The sequence below is a fragment of the Ramlibacter sp. AN1015 genome (genome assembly GCF_037726105.1).
In the GTDB taxonomy this organism is placed as follows: Bacteria; Pseudomonadota; Gammaproteobacteria; order Burkholderiales; family Burkholderiaceae_C; genus Ramlibacter.
This window is the reverse complement of sequence record NZ_JBBJUM010000011.1, coordinates 69,459-92,339: the sequence shown is the minus strand read 5'-3', so window position 1 is coordinate 92,339 and position 22,881 is coordinate 69,459. Positions and strand designations below refer to the sequence as shown.

The 22,881-nt window shown below is 69.0% G+C and carries 22 protein-coding genes; 10 read left to right on the top strand and 12 right to left on the bottom strand.

Annotated features, from left to right (window positions below; genetic code table 11):
* Window positions 1–7 precede the first annotated feature (7 nt).
* The 3 genes from leuA (at window position 8) to WG922_RS17165 (ending at window position 4,387) form a co-directional block, all read left to right on the top strand.
* Entirely contained in the window at window positions 8–1,693 is a 1,686-nt protein-coding gene (gene leuA / locus WG922_RS17175) for a 2-isopropylmalate synthase (protein WP_340283999.1), read from the top strand.
* Window positions 1,678–3,216 carry a 2-isopropylmalate synthase gene (locus WG922_RS17170; protein ID WP_340283998.1) on the top strand — a complete coding sequence of 513 codons (1,539 nt, stop codon included), beginning with the start codon at window positions 1,678–1,680 and terminating at the stop codon, window positions 3,214–3,216. Before leuA ends, WG922_RS17170 begins: the two co-directional genes overlap by 16 nt.
* 142 nt (window positions 3,217–3,358) lie before the next feature.
* Window positions 3,359–4,387: a serine hydrolase gene (locus WG922_RS17165; RefSeq protein ID WP_340283997.1), complete on the top strand. Its 1,029-nt coding sequence runs from the start codon at window positions 3,359–3,361 to the stop codon at window positions 4,385–4,387.
* Between the two features lie 155 nt (window positions 4,388–4,542).
* On the opposite strand, the gene WG922_RS17160 is transcribed toward WG922_RS17165, so the two are convergent.
* The 4 genes from WG922_RS17160 to WG922_RS17145 are packed head-to-tail and all read right to left on the bottom strand — an operon-like array spanning window position 4,543 to window position 7,601.
* Window positions 4,543–5,337, bottom strand: a complete 795-nt coding sequence (locus tag WG922_RS17160) for an IclR family transcriptional regulator (RefSeq protein WP_340283996.1) — start codon at window positions 5,335–5,337, stop codon at window positions 4,543–4,545.
* Between the two features lie 27 nt (window positions 5,338–5,364).
* Complete coding sequence (locus WG922_RS17155) at window positions 5,365–6,132, bottom strand: arginyltransferase (RefSeq protein ID WP_340283995.1); 768 nt, start codon at window positions 6,130–6,132, stop codon at window positions 5,365–5,367.
* Window positions 6,133–6,135: 3 nt separating this feature from the next.
* Window positions 6,136–6,894, bottom strand: a complete 759-nt coding sequence (gene aat / locus WG922_RS17150) for a leucyl/phenylalanyl-tRNA--protein transferase (protein WP_340283994.1) — start codon at window positions 6,892–6,894, stop codon at window positions 6,136–6,138.
* Window positions 6,891–7,601: a 4'-phosphopantetheinyl transferase family protein gene (locus WG922_RS17145; RefSeq protein ID WP_340283993.1), complete on the bottom strand. Its 711-nt coding sequence runs from the start codon at window positions 7,599–7,601 to the stop codon at window positions 6,891–6,893. Before WG922_RS17145 ends, aat begins: the two co-directional genes overlap by 4 nt.
* Window positions 7,602–7,776: 175 nt before the next feature.
* Here WG922_RS17145 and WG922_RS17140 point away from each other — a divergent pair, with 175 nt between their 5' ends.
* Window positions 7,777–8,331 carry a DUF421 domain-containing protein gene (locus WG922_RS17140; RefSeq protein WP_340283992.1) on the top strand — a complete coding sequence of 185 codons (555 nt, stop codon included), beginning with the start codon at window positions 7,777–7,779 and terminating at the stop codon, window positions 8,329–8,331.
* Between the two features lie 19 nt (window positions 8,332–8,350).
* Here WG922_RS17140 and WG922_RS17135 read toward each other — a convergent pair whose 3' ends face one another.
* The 7 genes from WG922_RS17135 to WG922_RS17105 all read right to left on the bottom strand — a co-directional run bounded on the left by WG922_RS17135 (window position 8,351) and on the right by WG922_RS17105 (window position 14,194).
* A complete protein-coding gene (locus WG922_RS17135; RefSeq protein WP_445322849.1) occupies window positions 8,351–9,289 on the bottom strand; it encodes a cation diffusion facilitator family transporter in 939 nt (312 codons plus the stop codon).
* 76 nt (window positions 9,290–9,365) lie between these two features.
* Window positions 9,366–10,361: a tripartite tricarboxylate transporter substrate binding protein gene (locus WG922_RS17130; protein ID WP_340283990.1), complete on the bottom strand. Its 996-nt coding sequence runs from the start codon at window positions 10,359–10,361 to the stop codon at window positions 9,366–9,368.
* Between the two features lie 273 nt (window positions 10,362–10,634).
* Window positions 10,635–11,642 (bottom strand): Ldh family oxidoreductase, encoded by a 1,008-nt coding sequence (locus WG922_RS17125; protein ID WP_340283989.1) that lies wholly within the window; start codon window positions 11,640–11,642, stop codon window positions 10,635–10,637.
* The gene (locus tag WG922_RS17120) at window positions 11,642–12,565 is read right to left on the bottom strand and encodes a hydroxyacid dehydrogenase (RefSeq protein ID WP_340283988.1); all 924 of its coding nucleotides are present in this window, start codon (window positions 12,563–12,565) and stop codon (window positions 11,642–11,644) included. Before WG922_RS17120 ends, WG922_RS17125 begins: the two co-directional genes overlap by 1 nt.
* Before the next feature lie 4 nt (window positions 12,566–12,569).
* On the bottom strand, window positions 12,570–12,701 hold the full coding sequence (locus tag WG922_RS17115; RefSeq protein ID WP_340283987.1) for a hypothetical protein: 132 nt from the start codon (window positions 12,699–12,701) through the stop codon (window positions 12,570–12,572).
* Entirely contained in the window at window positions 12,702–13,877 is a 1,176-nt protein-coding gene (locus tag WG922_RS17110) for a UxaA family hydrolase (protein ID WP_340283986.1), read from the bottom strand.
* Window positions 13,878–13,912: 35 nt separating this feature from the next.
* Entirely contained in the window at window positions 13,913–14,194 is a 282-nt protein-coding gene (locus tag WG922_RS17105) for a UxaA family hydrolase (protein ID WP_340283985.1), read from the bottom strand.
* 135 nt (window positions 14,195–14,329) lie between these two features.
* Here WG922_RS17105 and WG922_RS17100 point away from each other — a divergent pair, with 135 nt between their 5' ends.
* Window positions 14,330–15,094, top strand: coding sequence for a GntR family transcriptional regulator (locus WG922_RS17100; RefSeq protein WP_340283984.1), 765 nt, complete (start codon window positions 14,330–14,332; stop codon window positions 15,092–15,094).
* A gap of 40 nt (window positions 15,095–15,134) precedes the next feature.
* On the opposite strand, the gene WG922_RS17095 is transcribed toward WG922_RS17100, so the two are convergent.
* Window positions 15,135–16,076: a LysR family transcriptional regulator gene (locus WG922_RS17095; RefSeq protein ID WP_340283983.1), complete on the bottom strand. Its 942-nt coding sequence runs from the start codon at window positions 16,074–16,076 to the stop codon at window positions 15,135–15,137.
* Between the two features lie 71 nt (window positions 16,077–16,147).
* Here WG922_RS17095 and WG922_RS17090 point away from each other — a divergent pair, with 71 nt between their 5' ends.
* The 5 genes from WG922_RS17090 to WG922_RS17070 all read left to right on the top strand — a co-directional run bounded on the left by WG922_RS17090 (window position 16,148) and on the right by WG922_RS17070 (window position 22,875).
* Window positions 16,148–19,084 (top strand): molybdopterin oxidoreductase family protein, encoded by a 2,937-nt coding sequence (locus tag WG922_RS17090; RefSeq protein WP_340283982.1) that lies wholly within the window; start codon window positions 16,148–16,150, stop codon window positions 19,082–19,084.
* The gene (locus tag WG922_RS17085) at window positions 19,081–19,866 is read left to right on the top strand and encodes a 4Fe-4S dicluster domain-containing protein (protein ID WP_340283981.1); all 786 of its coding nucleotides are present in this window, start codon (window positions 19,081–19,083) and stop codon (window positions 19,864–19,866) included. The genes WG922_RS17090 and WG922_RS17085 overlap by 4 nt, the downstream gene beginning before the upstream one ends.
* Window positions 19,867–19,869: 3 nt before the next feature.
* The gene (locus WG922_RS17080) at window positions 19,870–20,805 is read left to right on the top strand and encodes a dimethyl sulfoxide reductase anchor subunit family protein (protein ID WP_340283980.1); all 936 of its coding nucleotides are present in this window, start codon (window positions 19,870–19,872) and stop codon (window positions 20,803–20,805) included.
* Between the two features lie 97 nt (window positions 20,806–20,902).
* Entirely contained in the window at window positions 20,903–21,928 is a 1,026-nt protein-coding gene (locus tag WG922_RS17075; RefSeq protein WP_340283979.1) for a thiamine pyrophosphate-dependent dehydrogenase E1 component subunit alpha, read from the top strand.
* On the top strand, window positions 21,919–22,875 hold the full coding sequence (locus tag WG922_RS17070) for an alpha-ketoacid dehydrogenase subunit beta (protein WP_340283978.1): 957 nt from the start codon (window positions 21,919–21,921) through the stop codon (window positions 22,873–22,875). Before WG922_RS17075 ends, WG922_RS17070 begins: the two co-directional genes overlap by 10 nt.
* Window positions 22,876–22,881 lie beyond the last annotated feature (6 nt).

Genomic DNA, 22,881 nt, shown 5'->3' with positions numbered 1-22,881 from the left:
GATCGACATGTTGAAGAACCCCGCCAGCAAGTACCGCGCCTTCGCGCCGGTGCGCCTCAGCGATCGCACCTGGCCCGACGCCGTGATCACCCGACCGCCCGTGTGGTGCAGCGTCGATCTGCGCGACGGCAATCAGGCACTGATCGAGCCCATGGACATCGAGCGCAAGCTGCGCATGTTCGAGGCGCTGGTGGCGATCGGCTTCAAGGAAATCGAGGTGGGCTTCCCCTCGGCGTCGCAGGTCGAGTTCGATTTCGTGCGAAAGCTCATCGAGGAGCGGCTGATCCCCGATGACGTCACGATCCAGGTGCTCACCCAGGCCCGCGAGCACCTCATCGCCCGCACCTTCGAGGCCTTGCGCGGCGCACGGCGCGTGATTGTTCACCTGTACAACGCCACGGCGCCGGTCATGCGCAAGGTGGTGCTGAACCTCGACGAAGACGGCATCGTCGAGCTGGCTGCGCAGCATGCGCGCCTTTTCACCGTGCATGCAGCGGCGCAGCCCGAGACCGAATGGGTTTTCCAGTATTCGCCCGAGATGTTCTCCGGTACCGAGCTCGCTTTCGCCAAGCGCGTGGTCGATGCGGTGACCCAGGTGTGGCAGCCGACGCCGCAGCGCAAGTGCATCGTGAACCTGCCCTCCACGGTGGAACACTCCACGCCCAACATCTTCGCGGACATGATCGAATGGATGCACCGCCACCTGGCGCGGCGCGACGCGATCGTGCTGTCGGTGCATCCGCACAATGATCGCGGCACGGGCACCGCAGCCGGCGAGTTCGCGGTGATGGCCGGCGCCGACCGGCTCGAAGGATGCCTCTTCGGCAATGGCGAGCGCACCGGCAACCTCGACCTCGTCAATGTGGCGCTGAACCTCTACACGCAGGGCGTGCATCCGGGGCTCGACTTCAGCGACATCGACGACATCCGCCGCACGGTCGAATACTGCAACCAGCTGCCCGTGCACCCGCGCCACCCCTACGCAGGCGACCTGGTCTACACCTCCTTTTCGGGCTCGCACCAGGATGCGATCAAGAAGGCCTTCGGCGCGCGCAGGGACGGCGAAGTCTGGGACATGCCTTACCTGCCGATCGATCCCAAGGACCTCGGGCGCAGCTACGAAGCGGTCATCCGGGTGAACAGCCAGTCGGGCAAGGGCGGCATCTCGTACCTGCTCGAAAGCGAGTACGGGCTGGAGCTGCCCCGGCGGCTGCAGATCGAGTTCAGCCACATCGTGCAGAACGTGATGGACGCCACCGGCAAGGAACTGAGCGCGCAGCAGATCTTCGCGCTGTTCGAGCGTGAGTACGGGCTGCAGCGTATCGAGTCGCCGCGCCACCAGGTGGAGCAGGCAAGCGGCAAGCAGGTGCACCTGATGGCGCAGGCGCTGGTCGCCGGCCGAAGCGTCGAGGTGCGGGGCAGCGGCAATGGGCCGATCGATGCGTTCGTCGCGGGGCTCAATGCGGCCACCGGACAGTCCCTGCGCGTGCTCGACTACCATGAGCACGCCGTGGGCGAGGGCGCCAATGCGCAGGCGGTGGCCTACCTCGAGCTGCGGGTCGGCGAGCGGACCTTGTTCGGCGTGGGCCGCGACGCCAACATCGTGGCGGCCTCGCTCAAGGCCATCATCTGCGGCTTCGAGCGCGCGCAGTCCCGCCAGCAGCTCCAGGAGGGCGTATGTCCGACAAACTGATCATCTTCGACACCACGCTGCGCGACGGCGAGCAGTCGCCCGGCGCCTCGATGACCAAGGACGAGAAGCTGCGCATCGCGCGCCAGCTCGAACGGCTGAAGGTCGATGTCATCGAGGCCGGCTTCGCCGCCAGCAGCAACGGCGACTTCGAGGCCGTGCAGGCCATCGCGCGCGCCATCAAGGACAGCACGATCTGCTCGCTCTCCCGCGCCAACGACCGCGACATCGCACGGGCGGCCGAAGCGCTCGCCGGCGCCGAGCGCTCGCGCATCCACACCTTCATCGCCACGTCGCCGCTGCACATGGAAAAGAAGCTGCGCATGACGCCCGAACAGGTGCTGGAGCAGGCGCGCCTGTCGGTGCGCTTTGCGCGCAACCTGTGCGCCGACATCGAGTTTTCGCCAGAGGACGGCTACCGCAGCGAGGTCGATTTCCTCTGCCGCGTGCTGGAGGCGGTGATCGAGGAGGGTGCCACGACCATCAACGTGCCCGACACGGTGGGATACGCCGTACCTGAGTTGTACGGAAACTTCATCAAGACGCTGCGCGAGCGCATACCCAACTCCGACAAGGCGGTGTGGTCGGTGCATTGCCACAACGACCTCGGCATGGCGGTGGCCAATTCGCTTGCGGGCGTGAAGGTCGGCGGCGCGCGGCAGGTCGAATGCACCATCAACGGCCTCGGCGAACGCGCCGGCAACTGCTCGCTCGAGGAAATCGTGATGGCGGTGAAGACGCGGCGCGACTACTTCGGGCTCGACGTGGGCGTGGATACGCAGCACATCGTCGCCGCCAGCCGCATGGTGAGCCAGACCACCGGCTTCGTGGTCCAGCCGAACAAGGCCGTAGTGGGCGCGAACGCATTCGCCCATGCGAGCGGCATCCACCAGGACGGCGTGCTCAAGGCCCGCGACACCTACGAGATCATGCGTGCGGAGGATGTCGGCTGGACGGCCAACAAGATCGTGCTGGGCAAGCTGTCCGGGCGCAACGCCTTCAAGCAGCGGCTGCAGGACCTGGGTGTCGCCCTGGACAGCGAGTCGGAGGTCAACGCCGCCTTCGCCCGTTTCAAGGAACTGGCCGACCGCAAGAGCGAGGTCTTTGACGAGGACATCCTGGCCCTCGTGAGCGAAGAGGGCGCCGCGGCACACAAGGAGAAGTACGGGTTCGTGTCGCTCTCCCAGCACAGCGAGACCGGCGAGCGCCCGCATGCGCAGATCGTGTTCACGGTCGATGGCCACGAGGTGCGTGGCGAATCGGACGGAAACGGGCCCGTCGATGCGTCGCTCAAGGCCATCGAAAGCCACGCGCGCAGCGGCGCGGAGATGGTCCTCTACTCGGTCAATGCGATCAGCGGTTCGACCGAGAGCCAGGGGGAGGTCACTGTGCGTCTGCAGAACGCCGGCCGGGTGGTCAACGGCGTCGGCGCAGACCCGGACATCGTGGTCGCGTCGGCCAAGGCGTATCTAAGTGCTTTAAACAAGTTACAAAGTAAAGCTGATCGGGTAGCTGCACAAGGTTAGTTGCACTCTCTATAATTCGGAAACGCCTTAGGAAAACCGCCTAAGTCGTTGATTTTGTGAGTTTTTGCCGGTTTTATTAGTACCTTTTCGTGCACTCACGCATGAGAAGGCCCGGTTCGACCCACTGCCGAATTCGAATGCAATGACCAAACAACTCAAGCGTTTCGTACATGTTGTTGCAACGGCACTGATCCTGGCGGGCTTCGTTCCCGTCGAAGCGAGCGCCGCAACCTCCCAGCGGCCGGTGGCCAAGAAGAAGCAGGCCACCGTGAAGGCCAAGCCCAAGCGGGTGAGCCGCAGCGTCGTCCGGCAGCGCGCCGTGGCACCCAGCGCTGCGGTGGCGCCCCGCCTCTCCTACGGCCAGCTCGCCGGACTCCACAGCACCGAAGACCAGCTCGATCTCGCCTCCAGCGTGGCACTGGTGATCGACCAGGACACACGTGAAGTGCTGCTGTCGAAAAACCAGACGGCCGTGCTTCCCATCGCATCGCTCACCAAGCTGATGACCGGCATCGTCATCAGTGAGGCCAAGCTGCCGATGGACGAGGTGATCACGATCACCCAGGACGACGTCGATACCGAAAAATGGAGCGGCTCCCGGCTGCGCGTCGGGGCCCAGCTCACCCGTGCGGAGGCGCTGCACCTGGCGCTCATGTCCAGCGAAAACCGCGCGGCACACGCTCTCGGCCGGACCTTTCCGGGCGGCCTGCCGTTGTTCGTGGACCTGATGAACGCCAAGGCCCGCCAGCTCGGCATGGCAACGTCCACTTTCGTGGAGCCGACCGGCCTGTCCAGTCGCAACCAGTCCAGCGCCAGCGATCTCGCCCTGCTCGTCACGGCAGCCGCGTCCGATCCCCTGCTGCGCGAGTACTCCACCTCCACCGGCTACCAGGTGGCCGTGGGCAAGCAGACCCTGCAATACAAGAACACCAACCGCCTGGTCAAGAACCCTGATTGGGACATCGGCCTGCAGAAGACGGGCTACATCTCCGAGGCAGGGCAATGCCTGGTCATGCAGGCCCAGGTGGCCGGTCGCAAGCTCATCATGGTGTTCCTCGATTCGGCCGGAAAGCTCAGCCGCATTGCGGACGCCGAGCGCGTGCGGCGTTGGGTCGAGGTGCACAGCCCGGCGGCCAGCACCGGCATTCAGCTCGGACGCCAAGGCGGCTGAGAGCAGTCGGTGGGTCGCAGCGGGCTTCTGAACCGCGGCGCACCGCAGCCAGGCTGCGTTAGGCTCATCACCTCGCATCGAGCGGCGTCAACCGGCGTCAACCGGCGTCAACCGGCGTCAAGCCGTTCGCTCCAGGCGGCCGGATCAGGCCCGCATCAGGCCGCCCGCGCGCTCGATTGGCTGTGCCCGAGGGCGCTTGAGATTTCCTTGGCAGTAGCCTGCAGCTTGGCCACCCAGCCTTCGTCCAGGCGGTCGGCCGGCGCTGAGATGGAGAGGCCGGCCACCAGCCGCTCCTGGTCGTCGTAAATGCCGGCGGCCATGCACCGCACACCAAGTTCGAGCTCTTCGTTGTCACGGGCGATCCCCTGCTGCCGCGCGCGCGCCAGCTCTCGCTCCAGCACGGGCAGCTGGGTGATGCTGTTGCGCGTGTGGCCCGGAAGTCCGGTGCGGGCAGCGTAGGCCCGCACGCGCTGCGGGTCATCGGCGGCAAGGAACAGCTTGCCTGTCGAGGTCAGGTGCAGCGGCGCACGCGCGCCGATGGCGCGCACCACCTGCATCCCCGAGCGCTCGCTGTAGGCCCGCTCTATATAGACGATCTCGTCGCCCTGGCGCATGCTGAGGTTCACCGGCTGCTGGATCTGGCGGTGCAGCTCGCGCATGGGGGCGAGCGCCGCGTCGCGCACGTTCAGCCGGCCCTTCACGAGATTGCCGAGCTCCAGCAGTCGCATGCCGAGCCGGTAGCTCCCAGCCTCCGGCCGCTCGACGAAGCGCCCGATGGTGAGGTCATTGAGGATGCGGTGCGTGGTGGAGGGATGCAGGCCCGTGCGCTCGGCAATCTCCTTGAGCGGCATCGGCTCCTCACGGGATGCCAGCACGTCGATCAGCGCGAACATGCGCTCGATGACCTGGATGGTGGGCGTTGCCGCCTTGGTGCTGTCGGACTTTCTCATAGGCAAACCGTGAAGCTTGCCCGCATTTTATCTTGTGAAACTGCCTTCGCTTGCCTCGATTGACGCCGCAGACCAGGCGCCGTCGTGCAGGACCTCGAACGGGCGGAAGCGCGCCTTGTAGTTCATCTTGGCGCTCTCGGCAATCCAGTAGCCGAGGTAGACGTGCGGCAGGCCGAGCTGGCGCGCCTGCTCGATCTGCCACAGCACGTTGTAGGTGCCGTAGCTCGCGTGCGCGTCTGGCTCGTAGAAGGTGTACACGGCGGACAATCCGTCGCCCAGCACGTCGAGTATGGACACCATGCGAAGAGCTCCCGCGGTGCCGTCGGGCAGGGTGTCGCGAAACTCGACCAGCCGCGAGTTCACCCGGCTTTGCAAGAGGAACTGCGTGTACTGGTCGATGCTGTCGTGGTCCATGCCACCGCCCGCGTGGCGTCCGCTCTGATAGCGCAGGTAGAGCTGGTAGTGCTCGGGCACGAAGCACAGCTTGAGCACCCGCGCCTGCAGCCCCTGGTGTTGCCGCCAGGCGCGCCGCTGGCTGCGGTCGGCCTTGAACGCGTGGGCCAGCACACGCAAGGGCACGCAGGCACGGCAGCCGTCGCAATAGGGCCGGTAGGTGAACATGCCGCTGCGGCGAAAGCCGCTGGTGACCAGCTCGGAGTAGGCGTCGTTGTGGATCAGGTGGCTGGGCGTAGCGACCTGGGAGCGGGCCTGCTTGCCTGGCAGGTAGCTGCACGGGTAGGGCGCCGTGGCGTAGAACTGCAGTGTCTGGAGCGGAAGATCCTTGAGAAGGGTCACGCTTTAAGCCTTAAGCAGCAGGAGTTCGCTCCAGTATACGGGCTCGAAATGCCAGAGCATGGCCGGCGCGGCGGCGTGGCGCCTGGTGGATGCGAGGAAGTCACGCCGCTCTATTTCCCGCGCTCCCAGCGAGGCCAGGTGCCTGGTGTTCTGCTGGCAGTCGATCAGCTCGACGCCCTGTGCACGACAGAACGCCACCAGCGCGGCCAAGGCGATTTTCGAAGCATCGGGGACGCGGGTGAACATCGATTCGCCGAACACGGCCCGACCGATCCCGACACAGTACAAGCCACCGGCCAACTGGCCGTCGATCCAGGTTTCCACGCTGTGGGCGAGCCCCGCCCGGTGCAGCCCCTCGTAGGCCTGGACCATCTCCGGAACGATCCAGGTGCCGCTCTGTCCTTCTCGCGGGCTGCCGGCGCAGGCGCGCACGACGGCGCCGAAATCGGAGTCGAAGCGCACGACGCAGCGCGCGCTGTCGTGCACGAAACGCACCAGGGTCTTGCGCAGCGACCGGTGCAGGCGGAATTCGCCCGGGTAGAGCACCATGCGCGGGTCGGTGCTCCACCACAGGATGGGTTGGCCGTCGCCGAACCAGGGAAAGATGCCGCTGCCATAGGCGCGGCTGAGGGTCTCGACATCGAGCACGCCTCCGGCGGCCAGCAGCCCTGGCGCCGGCGTCTCGTGCCCCCAGGCCCGGTCCGGTTCCGGAAATGCGTCGCCCGGCGCCAGCCACGGCAGCGGCACCTGTCGGCGCGTCATGCGGCCAGCCCCTGCACACCCGCCGGCCAGCGCCACTGCCGCCAGCGAGGTGCGATGGGCGTGGCCGCGTCCTGCGCAGCGATGGCGCCGACCCAGCGACCTGGCGATTCGAGCGCCAGCAGCGCCCAGTCGCCGGCGGCGACCTGCGGATGCTCCGATGCCAGCAGCCGGGCCTCGGCCGACACGCTCACGGTCACCCGGCGTACGTCGTCTTCGAGCCCGCAGCCCACCGCCTTGAGCAGGGCTTCCTTGCGCACCCAGCAGCGCAGGATGGCGAGTGCCTGCGCTTCGGGCGGCAGGGCACGGATGGCAGCCAGTTCGGCCGCGCTGAAGACGGCTTCCATGTCGTCGGCCACCAGTTGCCGCGCCGGCAGCGCCTCCAGATCGACCCCGACCAGGCGCCCCGGACAGACGACCACCAGCGCGTGGTCCGCGGAATGCGAGAGACTGAAGTGCAGGTTGCCGAGGTGCGCGTTCGCGAGCCGCGGCTTCCCCGCAGGGCCCGGAACGAACGCCAGCGTGCGGGGAGGGTGCCCGCTCGCTTCAGCGAGGATGTGCCGCATGGCGGCGTGGGCGGCGACGAAAGCCATGCGGTCGGAGCTTGCGCGGAACCGGTCGGCACGAGCGCGTTCGCCGGCGTCGAGCACCTCGAGCGCCGACGCCATCGCGTCGGCCTGCATGTGCAGCGGCACGTGCCAGAGTTCCATGCGCGCATTATGGGCAGAGCAGGATGGCCGATCCGTGTCTGGCGTGGCACTGGCTGTGCTGTGGGAGCGATCCCCGGTCGGCTGTAGGACGTGGACAGGAGCCCCATGGAGCGACCCCGACCGCTCGATGGCCTGCCTACACTGCGTGCAGTCGCGCCCCACGGGAGCGGGGTGCGTGGACCGACGTGGAGGGCACATGTGGTGGAGTTCCTGGGGCGACATCGGCAAGGTACTGGCGGTCGGCTTCGCTGCGTACGTCACCCTCATCCTCGTGCTGCGGGTGTCGGGCAAACGCACGCTGTCCAAGCTCAACGCTTTCGACTTCGTCGTGACCGTGGCGATGGGCTCGACTCTCGCCACCGCACTGCTGTCCAGGGACGTGGCGTACGCCGAGGCGCTGGCGGCTTTCTTCGTGCTCGCTGGTGGCCAGTGGCTGATCGCGAAGCTCTCCGTCTGGTCGCCGCGCTTTGCCCACGCGGTGCGCTCCGAGCCTCGGCTGCTGGTGCTGCGCGGTGAGTTCCTGGAGCGTGCCCTCGCGCGCGAGCGGGTAACTCGCGAGGAGGTGCTGTCCAGCATCCGCGGCAGCGGCATCGGCCGGCTGGAGGACGTGGGCGCCGTGGTGATGGAAACCGACGGCTCCATGCATGTATTGCCCAGCGTGCCGGGCCCGGGGGAGGGCACCCTGCGCGGCGTCGCGCACCAGGACGGACCGGCGCCTCGCGAGCCTTAGGTGGCCGGATGGCGCGCGCTCAATGCGCGTGCCCGCCGGCTTCGAAGCTGTGCGGCAGATGGGCCTGGTCGCAGGCCCTTCGCTCCAGCTGCACGGTGCTGTGGTGAATGCCGAAATGCGATGCCAGCTGCGCCCGCACACGCTCCAGCAGTTCCTCCGGCCGATCCACGCTTTCGTGCATCACCAGGTGGACGCTGAGGCTGACCGAGCGGCTACCCAGCGACCAGACATGCAGGTCGTGCACGCCGCGCACGCCCGCGGTTGCGAGCAGGTCCCGCTCCAGCGCCTGCAGATCGATGTGTTCGGGTGTGCCCTCCAGCAGCACGTGGGCACTGGCGCGCAGCAGGTGCCACGCACGCGGCAGCACCCACAGCCCGATCAGGGCCGCCACGAGCGGGTCTACCCAGAGCCATCCGGTCGCGCCGATCACCAGCGCTGCGGCGATGACGCCGACCGAGCCCAGCATGTCGCTCCAGACTTCGAGGTACGCGCCGCGCAGGTTCAGGTTCTGCTCGCGGCCGGAGTACAGCAGCCACATGCCGGCAAGATTGGTGAGCAGGCCCAGCACGGCCACGGCCAGCATTGCGTTCGACTCCACGCGGGGTGGATCGAACGCCCGGCTCGCGGCCTCGAACAGGATGTAGGCCGATGCGAGCAGCAGCAGCACCGCATTGAGTGCCGCCGCCAGGATCTCGAAGCGGTGATAGCCGAAGCTGCGCCGTGCGTCGGCTGGACGCTGCGAGAGCCGGGCGGCAGACAGGGCGATGGCCAGCGCCGCGGCGTCGGTGAACATGTGCGCCGCATCGGAGAGCAGCGCCAGGCTGCCGGAGATCCAGGCGCCGACGACCTCGGCGACCAGCACCACGCAGGTGAGGCCCAGCGCCATCGCGAGGCGCCGTGTCGGCGCGCCGGCGCCGTGATCGTGGCTGTGATGGTGGTGACCGTGCCCGTGACCCATAGGCCATTGTCACGCGGGCCAATGCGCCGCGGGGGAGTACGGAGCCGGGCGCGTCGGCCCGGCTCCGTGGAGAGACTTACTCAGCCGAGAGCTTGCGGTCGCGCACCACGCTGGCCCACTTGCGCGATTCCTGCTCGATGGCCGCGGCGAACTCCTCGGGTTTGTCGGCCACGGCGGTCATGCCCTGGTCGGCCAGCTTGGCCTGGACCTCGGGGCTGGCGAGCACCTTGGCGGTGTCGCGCTGGATCTTGTCGATCACTTCCTTCGGGGTGCCGGCGGGCGCCATGAAGCCGAACCAGCCGGTGTTCTCGAAGCCGGGGACGCCGCTCTCGGAGACGGTCGGCACGTTGGGCATCATGCGCGAGCGCTCCTTGCCGGTCACCGCCAGCGCCTTCAGGCGGCCGCCGTTGACCAGGTTGCTTGCGGCGGCGATGTTGCCCACGACGACCTGCACCTGCCCGGCCATCAGGTCGGTATAGGCCGCCGCTTCGCCCTTGTAGGGCACGTGCACCATGTCGATGCCCGCGGCATTGGCGAAGTTCTCGCCGGCCATGTGGACCTGGCTGCCCAGTCCGGCCGAGCCGAAGTTGATCGTGCGCGGTGCGGCCTTGGCGCGCGCGATCAGCTCCTGCAGGTCCTTGACGTTGTAGCTGGAGGGCACGACCACCAGCATGGGGCCGCTCGCGACCTTGGTGACGGGCGCGAACTCGCTCACCTGGAATGGCAGCTTCTTGTAGAGGTGCGGGTTGACGGTGAAGATGCTGCCCGAGGCCATCAGCAGCGTGTGGCCGTCTGCGGGAGCCTTCGCAACGAGGGAGGTGCCGATGTTGCCGCCGGCGCCGGCGCGGTTGTCGATGACCACCGTCTGGCCCCACATTTCGCCGAGCTTCTGGCCCAGCATGCGCGCCACCACGTCGGTCGAGCCGCCCGCCGTGAACGGCACCACGATGGTGACCTGCTTCGTGGGCCAGTTCGGGGCGGCCGCCAGCAGCGGGCTCGAAAACGAGGCGATCAAGGCGCTGGCCGCGGCCAGCCCGAAAGTGCGCCTTGTGGTACGTGCGAAGGAACCCATGTCTGTGTCTCCAGTCTCGTTGTCTCAGGACGTTGAACCCTGGGTCGCGCGTTGTCCCTGGACGCGTCTCCCCAACCCGGCCGGCGCCAGCGCCGACCAACCGATCGCGCCGCGGCCTGAAGCCTGGCGCTCTGATCGCGCCACAGCGTCGGGCTGTGGCGCTTCACTCCGATCCGGCGGCGGCGCCGGTTGCGGACTGCCCGATGCCAGTGCCCTCGGCCAGGAGGGGTCGCCGCATCTTGATCAGCGAGCGCCCGGCTGGCAAGCGGGAGTTCACCCCCTTGCCGGCCACTGCGCCAGCAGCGCATCGGGCACCGGCAGCCCTTGCACCTGCGCCCTGCGGCGCCGTTCTTCGCGGCGGGCGCCCGGCAGGCGCACACCCTCGTCGCGCTGCATCTCGGCGACCAGCGTTTCGATGCGCTCGGCGAACACGTCCGATCCGGCCAGCGCCCCGGGATCGACCACGATGAACGCCTGTCCGATGCGCGGCCGGTTGCCTTCATCGACGAAGAAGCTCGACGCTTCGAAGCCGAACTGCGCCCCGATGAGTGCCGTGACCAGCAACTCCACCATCAGCGCGAGCATCGCGCCCTTGGCGCTGCTCGCAGCCCCGATGGGCAGCATCGAGCCCTCCAGGCCGGCGCGTGGATCGGTGGTGGGCTGGCCCTGCGCGTCCAGCGCCCAGCCCTCAGGGATGGACCGGCCCTCCTTGGCCGCGACCATGAGCTTGCCGCGCGCGACCTCCGAGAGGCTGAGATCGATCATCAGCGGCTCGCCGCCACGGCGCGGAAAGATCGCCGCGACCGGGTTGGTGCCGAAGATGGGGTGACGGCCGCCCGCCATGGGCATCGCAGCCGGCGAATTGGCAAAGGCCAGGCCCACCATGCCGGCCCCGGCGGCCGGCAGCAGGTGGTTGACCAGCACGCCGCAGTGGTGGCTGTTGGTCACGCCCGCGAAGGCGACTCCCAGTTCGGCGGCGCGCTGCGTGGCCTCGCGCACCGCAAGCTCGCAGGCCGGGAAGGCAAGCCCTTCCTGCGCGTCCACCAGGAGCGCGGCGCCCTTGGAGCGCGCGATGCGGGGCAGGGCGCCGCCGGCAACCCGGCCGTTGCGCAAGTGGGTGGCGTACTGCGGCACGCGCGAGAGGCCGTGCGAGCCGAGCCCCTGTGCCTCGGCGAGCACCAGCGCGTGCGCGGTGCTGCGTGCCATCTCCTCGCCTGCGCCGGCGCGTTGCAGGACCGCCTCCACCCATTCGCGGGCTTCGTGCATGGTGAGTGTCGCCATCAGTGCAATGCCTCCAGAACCAGGGTCGCGATCACGTCGCTGACCCGCTCGTTGGACTCGCGCGTCACGCCGGCAACATGGGGGGTGAGCACGAGGTTGGGGCAGCCGGCGAAGTGCTCCTGCGCCGGCAGCGGTTCGGTGTCGAACACGTCGAGCGCCGCGCCACCAAGGCGGCCTTCGCGCAGCGCCCGGGCGAGCCCGGCCTCATCGACGATGCCGCCGCGCGAGGTGTTCACCAGGACCGCGCCCGGCTTCATCGCCGCGATCCGCTCGGCGTGCATCAGGCCACGCGTCGATGCGACCAGCGGCAGGTGCAGGCTCACAACATCGGCGGCCGCGAGCAGCGGCTCCAGCGCCATGGGCTGCACGCCCGAAGCGGAAAAGGCGGGCGCATCGGCGGCCAGCATGGCGTCGTACGCGACCACCTGCATGCCGAGGGCACGCGCGAGTCGCGCCGTCAACTGGCCGATCGAGCCGAAGCCGACCAGCCCCAGCGTCTTGCCGTTCAACTCGCGCCCGTTCGACAGCGCCGCACGCGGCCAGGTGCCGGCTGCCACCTGCTCCGTGGAGAGATAGACCCCGCGCAGCAGCAGCATGGCCGTGCCGATGACGTACTCGGCCACGCTGAGCGCGTTCGCGCCGGTGGCAGGAGCCACGCGGATGCCGCGCGCCTCGCAGGCGGCCACGTCGATGTTGTCCAGGCCCACGCCCAGCCGCCCGACGATGCGGCAGCGCGCCAGCGCCGCCACCAGATCGCCGCGCACCTGGGTGCGGTTGCGCACGATCAGCGCGTCGGCCTCGCCGGCAATCGCGTGCAGACGCTGTGCTTCGTCCGCCAGCGCCGGGTCGTAGAGCACCTCGTGGCGCGCCCGCAGGCGCTCCACCGCGGCTTCGTCCATGAACTCGGAAATGACGATGCGCATGGCATCAACCCCTGGAGGCGGCGGACACGCCGCAGCCACCGGCGCTGCGGCTCGAACCGCGGGCCACCGCGCGGGCGCGCCCCAGGCGCCGCGCCGCGGGGCAGGCGCCCGAGTGGCTGGCGAGAAGCGCCTTCATTCAGGCCGACTCGTACAGCCGCGTCATCACGAACTCGCGGTGCCCCAGGGCCTCGGCCGCCGTGAGGCGCCCGTTCACCGTGCGCAGCATGCATTCGAGCAGCTTGTCGCCGGCCTGGTCCAGCGTGAGCTCGCGCTGCAGCAGGCCGGAGCTGTCGACGTCGATGTGCTCGCTCATGAGGCGCACGGTGCGCGGATTGGCGCAGATCTTGATCACCGGCAGGATGGGGTTGCCGATCACGTTGCCCTGGCCGGTGGGGAAGAAGTGCACGGCATAGCCGGAGGCCGCGCACAGCGTCACCATCTCGGCGGCGGCGCTGGACGAATCCATGAACCACAGCCCGGGGTGGGTGGGCATCTCGGCCTTGTCCAGCACGCCATCGACCCGGCACTTCTTGCCGATCTTCTGGATGTTGCCCAGCGCCTTCTCCTCGATGGTGGTCAGGCCGCCGGCGATGTTGCCCTTGGTCGGCTGGCTGTCGGAGAGATCGCTGGTCTTGTGGCGGTTGATCATGTCCTGGTAGCGGTTGAACATGAACATGAAGCGTTCCTTGACATCGGGCGAACTGCAGCGGTCGGCCACGATGCGCTCGCCGCCGGTCAGCTCGGAAGTCTCGCCGAACACGAGCGTCGTGCCCAGTTCGTACAGCTTGTCGAAGGCGTTGCCCACGGTGGGGTTGGAGCCGCAGCCGGAGGTGGTGTCGCTCTCGCCGCACTTGGTGGACACCCACAGCTCGGAGATCGGGCAGACCTCGCGCTGCTTCTCGCTGGCCCACTGCACGAACTCGCGCGCCGCCTTGCTGGCGCGCATGATGGTCTCGTGGTCGCCGTGGCCCTCGATGCCGAAGCCCACCACCGGCTTGCCCGTGGTGGCGATGCCATCGACCACCTTCTTGGTCCAGCTGTCCTCGATGCCGATCACCACCACCGCGGCGACGTTGGGGTTGCAGCCCGCCCCGATCAGCGTGCGGAAATGCAGCTCCAGGTCGGCGCCGAACTGCAGGCGGCCGTAGGGGTGGGGGATGGCCAGCGCGCCCTTGATGTTGTGCGCGACCGCCTCGGCCGCGGCGTTGGACAGGTCGTCCAGCGGCAGGATGATCACGTGGTTGCGCACGCCCACGCGGCCGTTCTCCCGGCGATAGCCCAGGAAGGTGGTGTCTTTGGAAATGACGGACATGGAAATTCCTTCTCTTGCGTGACGGGGAGGGCGGCTTACCAGCGCTTGGTCTTGATGTTGTGCACGTGGGCGTGCTCGCCCGCGCGGATCGGGGCCACGACCTTGCCCATGTCGATGCCGTACTTGCACACCGTATCGCCGGGCTGCATGTCCGCGAGCGCCACCTTGTGGCCGATCGGGATGTCCTGCCTGGCCACGACCGAGGTGGTCTTGTCCTCGTCCATGATCCAGCCGTTGAGCTCCATGCCGGCCTTCACGCCTTCGACGACCACGACGGCCACGGTGTCCCGCGCGTCGTGCAGAACGAAATGAATCATTCGATGTCTCCTGTCCACTGGGTGGGAATAAATGACGACCGGTGCAGTGTCTGGCACAGCATGTCCTACGATCAAACAGGTCATCTAAATGACCTGGACCACCTTGCGGCGCGGCCGCAGAATGGTTGCCGAGCCATGCACGACCTCTCCGCCACCTTCCCTTCCATCGCCCACGACTCGGGCGGCCTTCCGCTGTACCGCGTGGTCAAGCGCTCGCTGCTGCGCGCCATCGAAAGCGGTGCCTGCCCGGCCGGCGAGGCACTGCCGAGCGAGGCCACGCTCGCAGCCTCCTTCGGCGTGTCGATCGGCACTCTGCGGCACGCGGTGGACGAGCTCGTGGCCGAACACATCCTGGTGCGCAGGCAGGGCCTGGGAACCTTCGTGGCGCTGCACACCGAAGACCGTTTCCTGTTCCAGTTCTTCCACGTCGAGCGCTCCGACGGCCTGCGCGGCGCGCCGCAGGTCGAGCTGGTCAGCTTTGCCCGCGTGCGCATCGAGGAAGAGGAGGCGCTGGCGCTGCAGGTGCGTCCCGGCGATCCGGCCTTCCAGATGGACAACCGCCTGCTGCTGCAGGGCCGAGCCGTCATTCACGACCGCATCACGCTGGCCGCCAACAACTTCAAGGGCCTGACCGAGCGGCGCCTGCGCGAGCGGCCGAGCACCATCTACCACCTCTACCAGACCGAGTTCGGCATCACGGTCACCCAGGCCCGCGAGCGGGCCCGCGCCGTGGCTGCCGACCGCACGTCAGCGCGCCTGCTGGGCCTGCCCGCCGGGGCGCCGGTGCTCCAGCTGCGGCGTACCGCGCTGACCTTCGGGGATCGGCCGGTGGAGTACCGCGTCTCGACCGTCAACACCACCCAGCACGACTACGTGCAGCTGCTGTCGCGACCGGTGTGACGCGGGCGCCAGGCGAGCGCCACGCACGAGGCGCGTGCCCTCAAGGAGCGCCACGCACATGGCGCGTGCCCGCCGCATCGGCGCGCATGCAGTGCTCGACGAACTCCTGGCTGCCACGGCCCAGCGTGCGGTCGCGGTGCACCACCAGCGCCAGGCGCCGGCGGGCGCGCGGCAGCCGGGTGCGCAACTCCACGAGCGTGCCGTGTGCGAGCTCCTGCTCGACTGCCTGGCGCGAGAGGCAGCCGAGCGCGTCTCCTGCGGCCACCAGGCGCTTGAGCGCTTCGGCGCTGCCGAATTCGAACTCGACGTGCACCGGTCCCAGGTGCTCGGCAAGCCACCGGTCGGCCGCCTCGCGCGTACCGGAGCCAGGCTCGCGCAAGGCCCACACCGCCTGCCGCAGCGCGGCGTGGCTGGCGGTGCCCCGCGCGAGCGGGTGACCGGGCGCGGCGACGATGGCCATCTCGTCGGAGTGCCAGGGGCGCACCAGCAGGTCGGGATGCGTGAGCGGGCCTTCGATGAAGCCGACCTCCACCTCGAACGCGGCGACCGCATCGATCACTGCGCTGCTGTTGCCGATGCGCAGGTGCACGCTGCTGGCCGGGTTCAGCGTCTTCCAGTGCGCGATCAGCGGCGGCAGCAGGTATTCGCCGACCGTGAGGCTGGCCGCGATGCGCAGCGTGACCGCATGCTCGGTGTCGAACAGGTGCTCCAGCTCGACGGCCAGGTCGCACAGTGCCGCCGCCTTCGGCAGCAGCGCCCGGCCGTTCTCGTTGAGCAGCAGGCGCCGGCCCACGCGGTCGAACAGGTGCACGCCCAGCACGGTTTCCAGCTCGGCCAGCGCGCTGCTGGCGGCCGACTGCGAGCGCGACACCTTCTGGGCGGCGCCGCGGGTGGAGCCCTCGCGGGCCGTGGCGACGAACACCTCGAGCTGGCGCAGCGTGAGTTTCAGCAGGCCCGTGGCTTGATCTGTTTTATCGATCATGGTGAGAAGAATTGTCCGCTTTTTCTTTTCACCCGCGCGCCGTAGCATAAGCATATGAGGAGACAAGGCCCATGCTGAAGCTGTTCTCGCGCGAGCCCCTGCACGACCCGACGGCACCGCCGCTGCCGGGCGCGCAGACCGAGATCAAGACCACCACCTGCTACATGTGCGCCTGCCGCTGCGGCATCCGCGTGCACCTGCGCGACGGCGAGTTGCGCTACATCGACGGCAACCCCGACCACCCGATCAACAAGGGCGTGATCTGCGCCAAGGGCAGCGCGGGCATCATGAAGCAGGTCTCGCCCGCGCGGCTCACGCAGCCGCTGCTGCGCAAGGCCGGCAGCGAGCGCGGCGCCGCCGAGTTCGAGCCGATCTCCTGGGAGCGTGCATTCGAGCTGCTCACCGAGCGGCTGGGCCGCATCCGCGCCACGGACCCGAAGAAGTTCGCCCTCTTCACCGGCCGCGACCAGATGCAGGCGCTCACGGGCCTGTTCGCGCGCCAGTTCGGCACGCCCAATTACGCGGCGCACGGAGGCTTCTGCTCGGTCAACATGGCCGCCGGGATGATCTACACCGTGGGCGGCAGCTTCTGGGAATTCGGCGGGCCCGACCTGGAGCAGGCCAAGCTGTTCGTGATGATCGGCACCGCCGAGGACCACCACAGCAACCCCATGAAGATGGCGCTCGGCAAGTTCAAGCGCGCGGGCGGCCGGTTCATCTCCATCAACCCGGTGCGCACCGGGTATTCGGCGATCGCCGACGAGTGGATCCCGATCCGCCCCGGCACCGACGGGGCGCTGTTCATGGCGCTGCTGCACGAGCTCATCGCCGCCGACCTGATCGACCGTCCCTTCCTGCAGCGCTTCACCAACGCGCCGCAGCTGGTGGTGCTGGACGAAGGCGAGCGCGAAGGGCTCTTCGCTTTCGATCCGGCCGCAGGCCCGCCCGGCGACGGCCGCAACCCGCACAACAAGCTGGCCTTCGACAAGGCCAGCGGCAGCTTCGTCGCGGCCTACCCGCAGGGCGTGGAAGACGGGCGCGACCTCGCGCTGGAGGGGCACTACACGCTGCCGGATGGCACCCGCGTGGCACCCTCGTTCCAGCTGCTGCGCGAGCGCGTCGCGAGCTGCACGCCCGACTGGGCGGCCGACATCACGGGCATTCCGGCCGAGCGCATTCGCCGCCTCGCGCGCGAGATCGGCGAGACCGCGCTGCACCAGGCTTTCGAGCTGCCCATCCCCTGGACCGACGCCTGGGGCAAGCAGCACCCGACCACCGCCGGACGCCCGGTTGCCTTCCACGCCATGCGCGGCCTGGCGGCGCACTCGAACGGCTTCCAGACCGTGCGTGCGCTGGCCGTCCTCATGAGCGTGCTCGGCACCATCGACGCGCCTGGGGGCTTTCGCCACAAGGCGCCGTACCCGCGCCACATCGTGCCGAACTACCGGGCGTTCAACGACCCGGACATGATCCAGCCCAACACGCCGCTGAACGCGGCGCCGCTGGGCTTTCCGGCCAACCCGGACGAGCTCGCCATCGACGCGGCTGGCAACCCCATCCGCATCGACCACGCGTTCTCCTGGGAGCATCCGCTGTCGGCGCACGGGCTGATGCACAACGTCATCACCAACGCAACGCGCGGCGATCCGTACCGGCTGGACACGCTGCTGATCTTCATGGCCAACATGGCCTGGAACTCCACCATGAACACCATGGCGGTGCGCGACATGCTCAATGCGCGCGACGCCGACGGCGACTACAAGATCCCGTTCCTGGTGGTGTGCGACGCCTTCCAGAGCGAGATGGTGGCGTTCGCCGACCTGGTGCTGCCCGACACCACCTACCTCGAGCGGCACGACGTCATGAGCATGCTCGACCGGCCGATCTCCGAGTACGACGGCCCGGTCGATTCGGTGCGCGTGCCCGTGGTGCCGCCCACCGGCGACTGCAAGCCCTTCCAGGAGGTGCTGATCGAGCTCGCCTCGCGCCTGAAATTCCCGGCGTTCACGCAGGCAGACGGCAGCCGCAAGTTCAAGGACTACCCCGACTTCGTCGTCAACTTCCAGGCGCAGCCCGGCGTGGGCTTCCTCATGGGCTGGCGCGGCAAGGACGGCACCGAGCACCTGCGCGGCGAGCCGAACCCGAACCAGTGGGAGATGTACGCAAAGAACAACTGCGTCTTCCAGTACCACATGCCGGCCGACCAGCAGTACATGCGCAACTGGAACCGGCCGTATCTCGATTTCGCCAAGGACAAGGGCTGGCGCCAGAAGAACGACCCGGTGCAGCTGGCGCTGTACAGCGACACCCTGCAGAGTTTCCGGCTCGCGGCGCAGGGCAAGACCTCCGGGCGCCAGCCGCCCGATGCGCTGCGCGAGCGCATCGCCACCTACTTCGATCCGCTGCCCTTCTGGTACCCCCCGCTGGAGCAGGCCTGCACCGACACCGACGCCTATCCGCTGGCCGCGATCACGCAGCGGCCGATGGCGATGTACCACTCCTGGGACTCGCAGAACGCCTGGCTGCGGCAGATCCACAGCCACAACTACCTGCACGTCAACCCGATCACCGCGCAGGCGGCCGGCATTGCCGACGGCAGCTGGTGCTGGGTGGAGAGCCCCTGGGGACGCGTGCGCTGCATGCTGCGCACCAGCGATGCGGTGGAGCCGGGCACCGTCTGGACCTGGAACGCCATCGGCAAGGCCAGCGGCGCCTGGCAGCTCGCGCCCGGGTCCGACGAGTCGCGCAAGGGCTTCCTGCTCAATCACCTGATCAGCGAGGAGCTGCCCTTCGCGGGCGGCACCATCAGCAACTCCGACCCCATCACCGGCCAGGCCGGCTGGTACGACGTGCGCGTGCGCCTGCGCCCGGCCGACCCGGAGGAGCCCGAAGAGACGTACCCGCAGGTCGCGGCCATGCCGCCCGTGCCCGGCGTGCGCGGCGTCGCGCAGCGCGTCGTGCAGTACTTCGCCACCGGCACTCACCGCAGCATCAGCAGCAAGCCATGAGCACCACCACTTCCCCCGCCGAGTTCCCCGTGCCCGAGACGCTGGCCAAGCAGCTGGCGCTGGTGATCGACCTCAACGTATGCGTGGGCTGCCACGCCTGCGTCACCTCGTGCAAGGAGTGGAACACCTCCGGCTCCGCCGGCCCGCTGGCCGACTTGAACGCCTACGGCGCCGGCCCGACCGGCACCTTCTTCAACCGGGTGCAGACCTACGAGGTCGACAGCTACCCCGACACGCAGACGGTGCACTTCCCCAAGAGCTGCCTGCATTGCGAAGACCCGCCATGCGTGCCGGTGTGCCCCACGGGCGCGAGCTACAAGCGGGCCGAAGACGGCATCGTGCTGGTCGATTACGACAAGTGCATCGGCTGCAAGTACTGCGCCTGGGCCTGCCCCTACGGCGCGCGCGAGTTCGACGAAGAGCGCAAGGTCATGACCAAATGCACCCTCTGCGTCGATCGCATCTATGACATGTCCATGCCCCCGGCCGACCGGCAACCGGCGTGCGTCAAGGCGTGCCCCACGGGCGCGCGCCTGTTCGGCGACGTGAAGGACCCCGACTCCGTGGTGTCGCAAGCCATCCGCGAACGCGGCGGCTACGCGCTGATGCCCGAGTGGGAAACGCAGCCGGCCAATCAGTACCTGCCGCGCAGCATCACCAAGGCGCCGGATGCGCAGCCCGAGCCGCAGCAGCTCGCGCCCCAGCCGGCGCGCGCGCGCACCGCGACCGAAGAAGCGGCGGCGCAAGCCCAGCCCGCAGTGGCGTTCGTGCGAGGAGCCTGAGCCATGAATCCGGCGCTCTCCATCGTCGTCTTCACCACCCTTGCCGGCGCCGCGCAGGGCCTGGTCGTCGCCCTGGCTTTCTCCGTGCTCGTCGGGGCCGCGCCTTCGCAGGGGTTCCTCACGCGGGCGCTGCTCGTGTCGCTGGTCATGCTGCTGGTGTCCCTGGGTGCGTCGTTCCTGCACCTGGGGCGCCCGGCGCGCGCCTGGCGTGCCGTGCTGATGTGGCGCACCTCCTGGATGTCGCGCGAGGTGATCGTGCTTCCGGCCTTCATCGCGATCGTCGGCCTCTGGGCGCTCTCGCTGCTCTTCGGCGCGACCGATGCCGGCCTGCAGGTGGCGCTGGCCCTCGCGGCCATCGCAGGCGCGGCGCTGCTCTGGTATTGCACCGCCATGATCTATGTGTGCCTGCGCTTCGTGCAGGAATGGGCGCACCCGCTCACCGTCATCAACTACACGCTGATCGGGCTCTCGTCCGGGCTGGTGCTGGCCGGCGCCGTGGGCGTGCTCGCGGGCGAGGGGGCGTTCGTGGCGGCCACCGGGCCGTGGGCGCTGCTCGCGACGGTGGTGGCCCTGTGCACCCGGCTCCTGTCCCTGCGGCGCAACGCGCGGCTCAAGCCGCGCTCGACCACACAGTCCGCCACCGGGCTGCAGGGTGCCCGCGTGGTGCAGAAGTCCATGGGCATGTCGGCGGGTTCGTTCAACACGCGCGAGTTCTTCCACCACGCCTCGCTGCTCGCGCTGCGCCGCATCAAGCTCGGCTTTCTGCTCGGCGCGTTCCTGCTCCCGGCGGCGCTGGTGGCGTGGGGCCTTGCCCTGGGCGGCGGCGCGGCCTGGCTGATTGCGGTGCCGCTGCAGCTGGCCGGCGTGCTGGCCGAGCGCTGGTTCTTCTTCGCGCAGGCGCGGCATCCGCAGAACCTGTACTACCAGGTGGTTTCCTGAGCCGGCGACCGGACGCCTGTTGCCGCCGGCGCGCGGCGCGGGGGAGGGCGCGCGCCCTCACTAGAATGGCGGCCACCACAACCATGCTCGTGAAGTGATGAGCGACAACAACAACGAGACGGAGACCCTGCTGTCCCTGTTCCGGACCATGGTCCGCATCAGGGCCTTCGAGGATGCGGCCGAAGCCGCAAGCCAGGGCGGCGTGAGCGCCTACGGAAAGTCCGCCGACGGCAGTGCCCGCGTGCGCGGCCCGCTGCACCTGTCCACCGGCCAGGAAGCCGTGCCGGCCGGCGTCTGCGCCCACCTGCGCCCGGACGATTACCTCACCTCCACCCACCGCGGCCACGGCCACACGCTGGCCAAGGGCGCCGACCTCGCGCGCATGATGTGCGAGCTGTTCGGCAAGGCCACCGGCTACAACGGCGGCAAGGGCGGCTCCATGCACATCGCCGACTTCTCCGTCGGCATGCTGGGCGCCAACGGCGTGGTGGCCGCCGGCCTGCCCATCGCCGTGGGTGCGGCGCACGCGCAGAAGCTGCAGCGGCGCGAGGGCATCACGGCCTGCTTCTTCGGCGACGGCGCGATCAACCGCGGGCCTTTCCTCGAAGCCTTGAACTGGGCCCGCGTCTACGCGCTGCCGGTGCTCTTCGTGTGCGAGGACAACCGCTGGAGCGCCACCACCCCGACCGGTCCGCTCACCGCAGGCGGCGGCGCTTCGGTACGTGCGGGTGGCCTGGACATCCCCTCCGTGCAGGTGGACGGCAACGACGTGCTGGCCGTGCACCAGGCAGCCGCCGAACTGGTCGCGCAGGTGCGCGCCGGCGGCGGGCCGCGCCTGCTGCACGCCATCACCTACCGCGTCAAGGGCCACGTCTCGGTCGACCTCGCCGCCTATCGCGACCCGAAAGAACTCGAAGCCGCGTTGCAGGACGACCCGATCGTCCGGGCCCGCGCGGCGTGGATGGCGCGCTCCGGCGCCGACGCTGGCGCGCTCGACGCCGTCGAGCGGGAGGCGGCCGAGGAGGTGCGCCGTGCGCTCGCCCAGGCCGACGCCGCGCCCTGGCCCGATCCGCAGGCCGCATTCACGGACATCCAGACCACCGGAGCCGGCACATGGCGATGATGAGCTACGCCCAGGCCGCGGCGCTGGCGCTGCAGCACGAGATGGAGGCCGACCCCGGCGTGGTGGTCCTCGGTGAAGACGTCGGCCGGGGCGGCATCTTCGGCCAGTACCGCGGGCTGCAGGAGCGCTTCGGCGCCGAACGCGTGATCGACACCCCCATCAGCGAGGCCGCCATCATGGGCGCCGGCGTCGGCATGGCGCTGGCGGGCCTGCGCCCCGTCATCGAAATGCGCGTCGTCGATTTCGCGCTGTGCGCGATGGACGAGATCGTCAACCAGGGCGCCAAGAACCGCTTCATGTTCGGCGGCCAGGGCAGGGTGCCGCTGGTGGCGCGCATGCCCATCGGCATCTGGGATGCTTCGGCGGCGCAGCACTCGCAGTCGCTGGAAAGCTGGTTTGCGCACATGCCCGGGCTGGTGGTGCTCTGTCCCGGCACGCCGCAGGACAACTACTCCATGCTGCGTGCGGCCCTCGCCAGCGGCGATCCGGTCGTCTACATGGAGCACAAGACGCTCTGGGGCGTGACCGGCGAAGTCGATCCCGGCCAGGCGGCCGAACTGGGCCGCGCCCGCGTGCTGCGTTCGGGCAAAGACCTGACGATCGTCAGCTGGAGCCGCCAGGTGCAGGCCTGCGCCGAAGCCTGCGAGGCGCTGGCGCGCGAAGGCATCGAGGCCGAACTCATCGACCTGCGCAGCATCTGGCCCTGGGACCGCGAGGCGGTGCTGGCCTCGTGCGCCCGCACCGGTCGCCTGCTGGTGGTGCACGAAGCGGTGCAGGTGGCGGGCTTCGGCGCGGAGATCGCCGCGACGGCCGCCGAAGCCTGCGGCTGCCGCGTCCGCCGGCTCGGCGCTCCGCGCATTCCGGTGGGCTACGCGCCCGTGCTCGAGGCGCAGTCGCGCATCGATGCCGCTGCCGTCGCGCAGGCCTCGCGCGCGCTGCTCGGCTGAGACGCG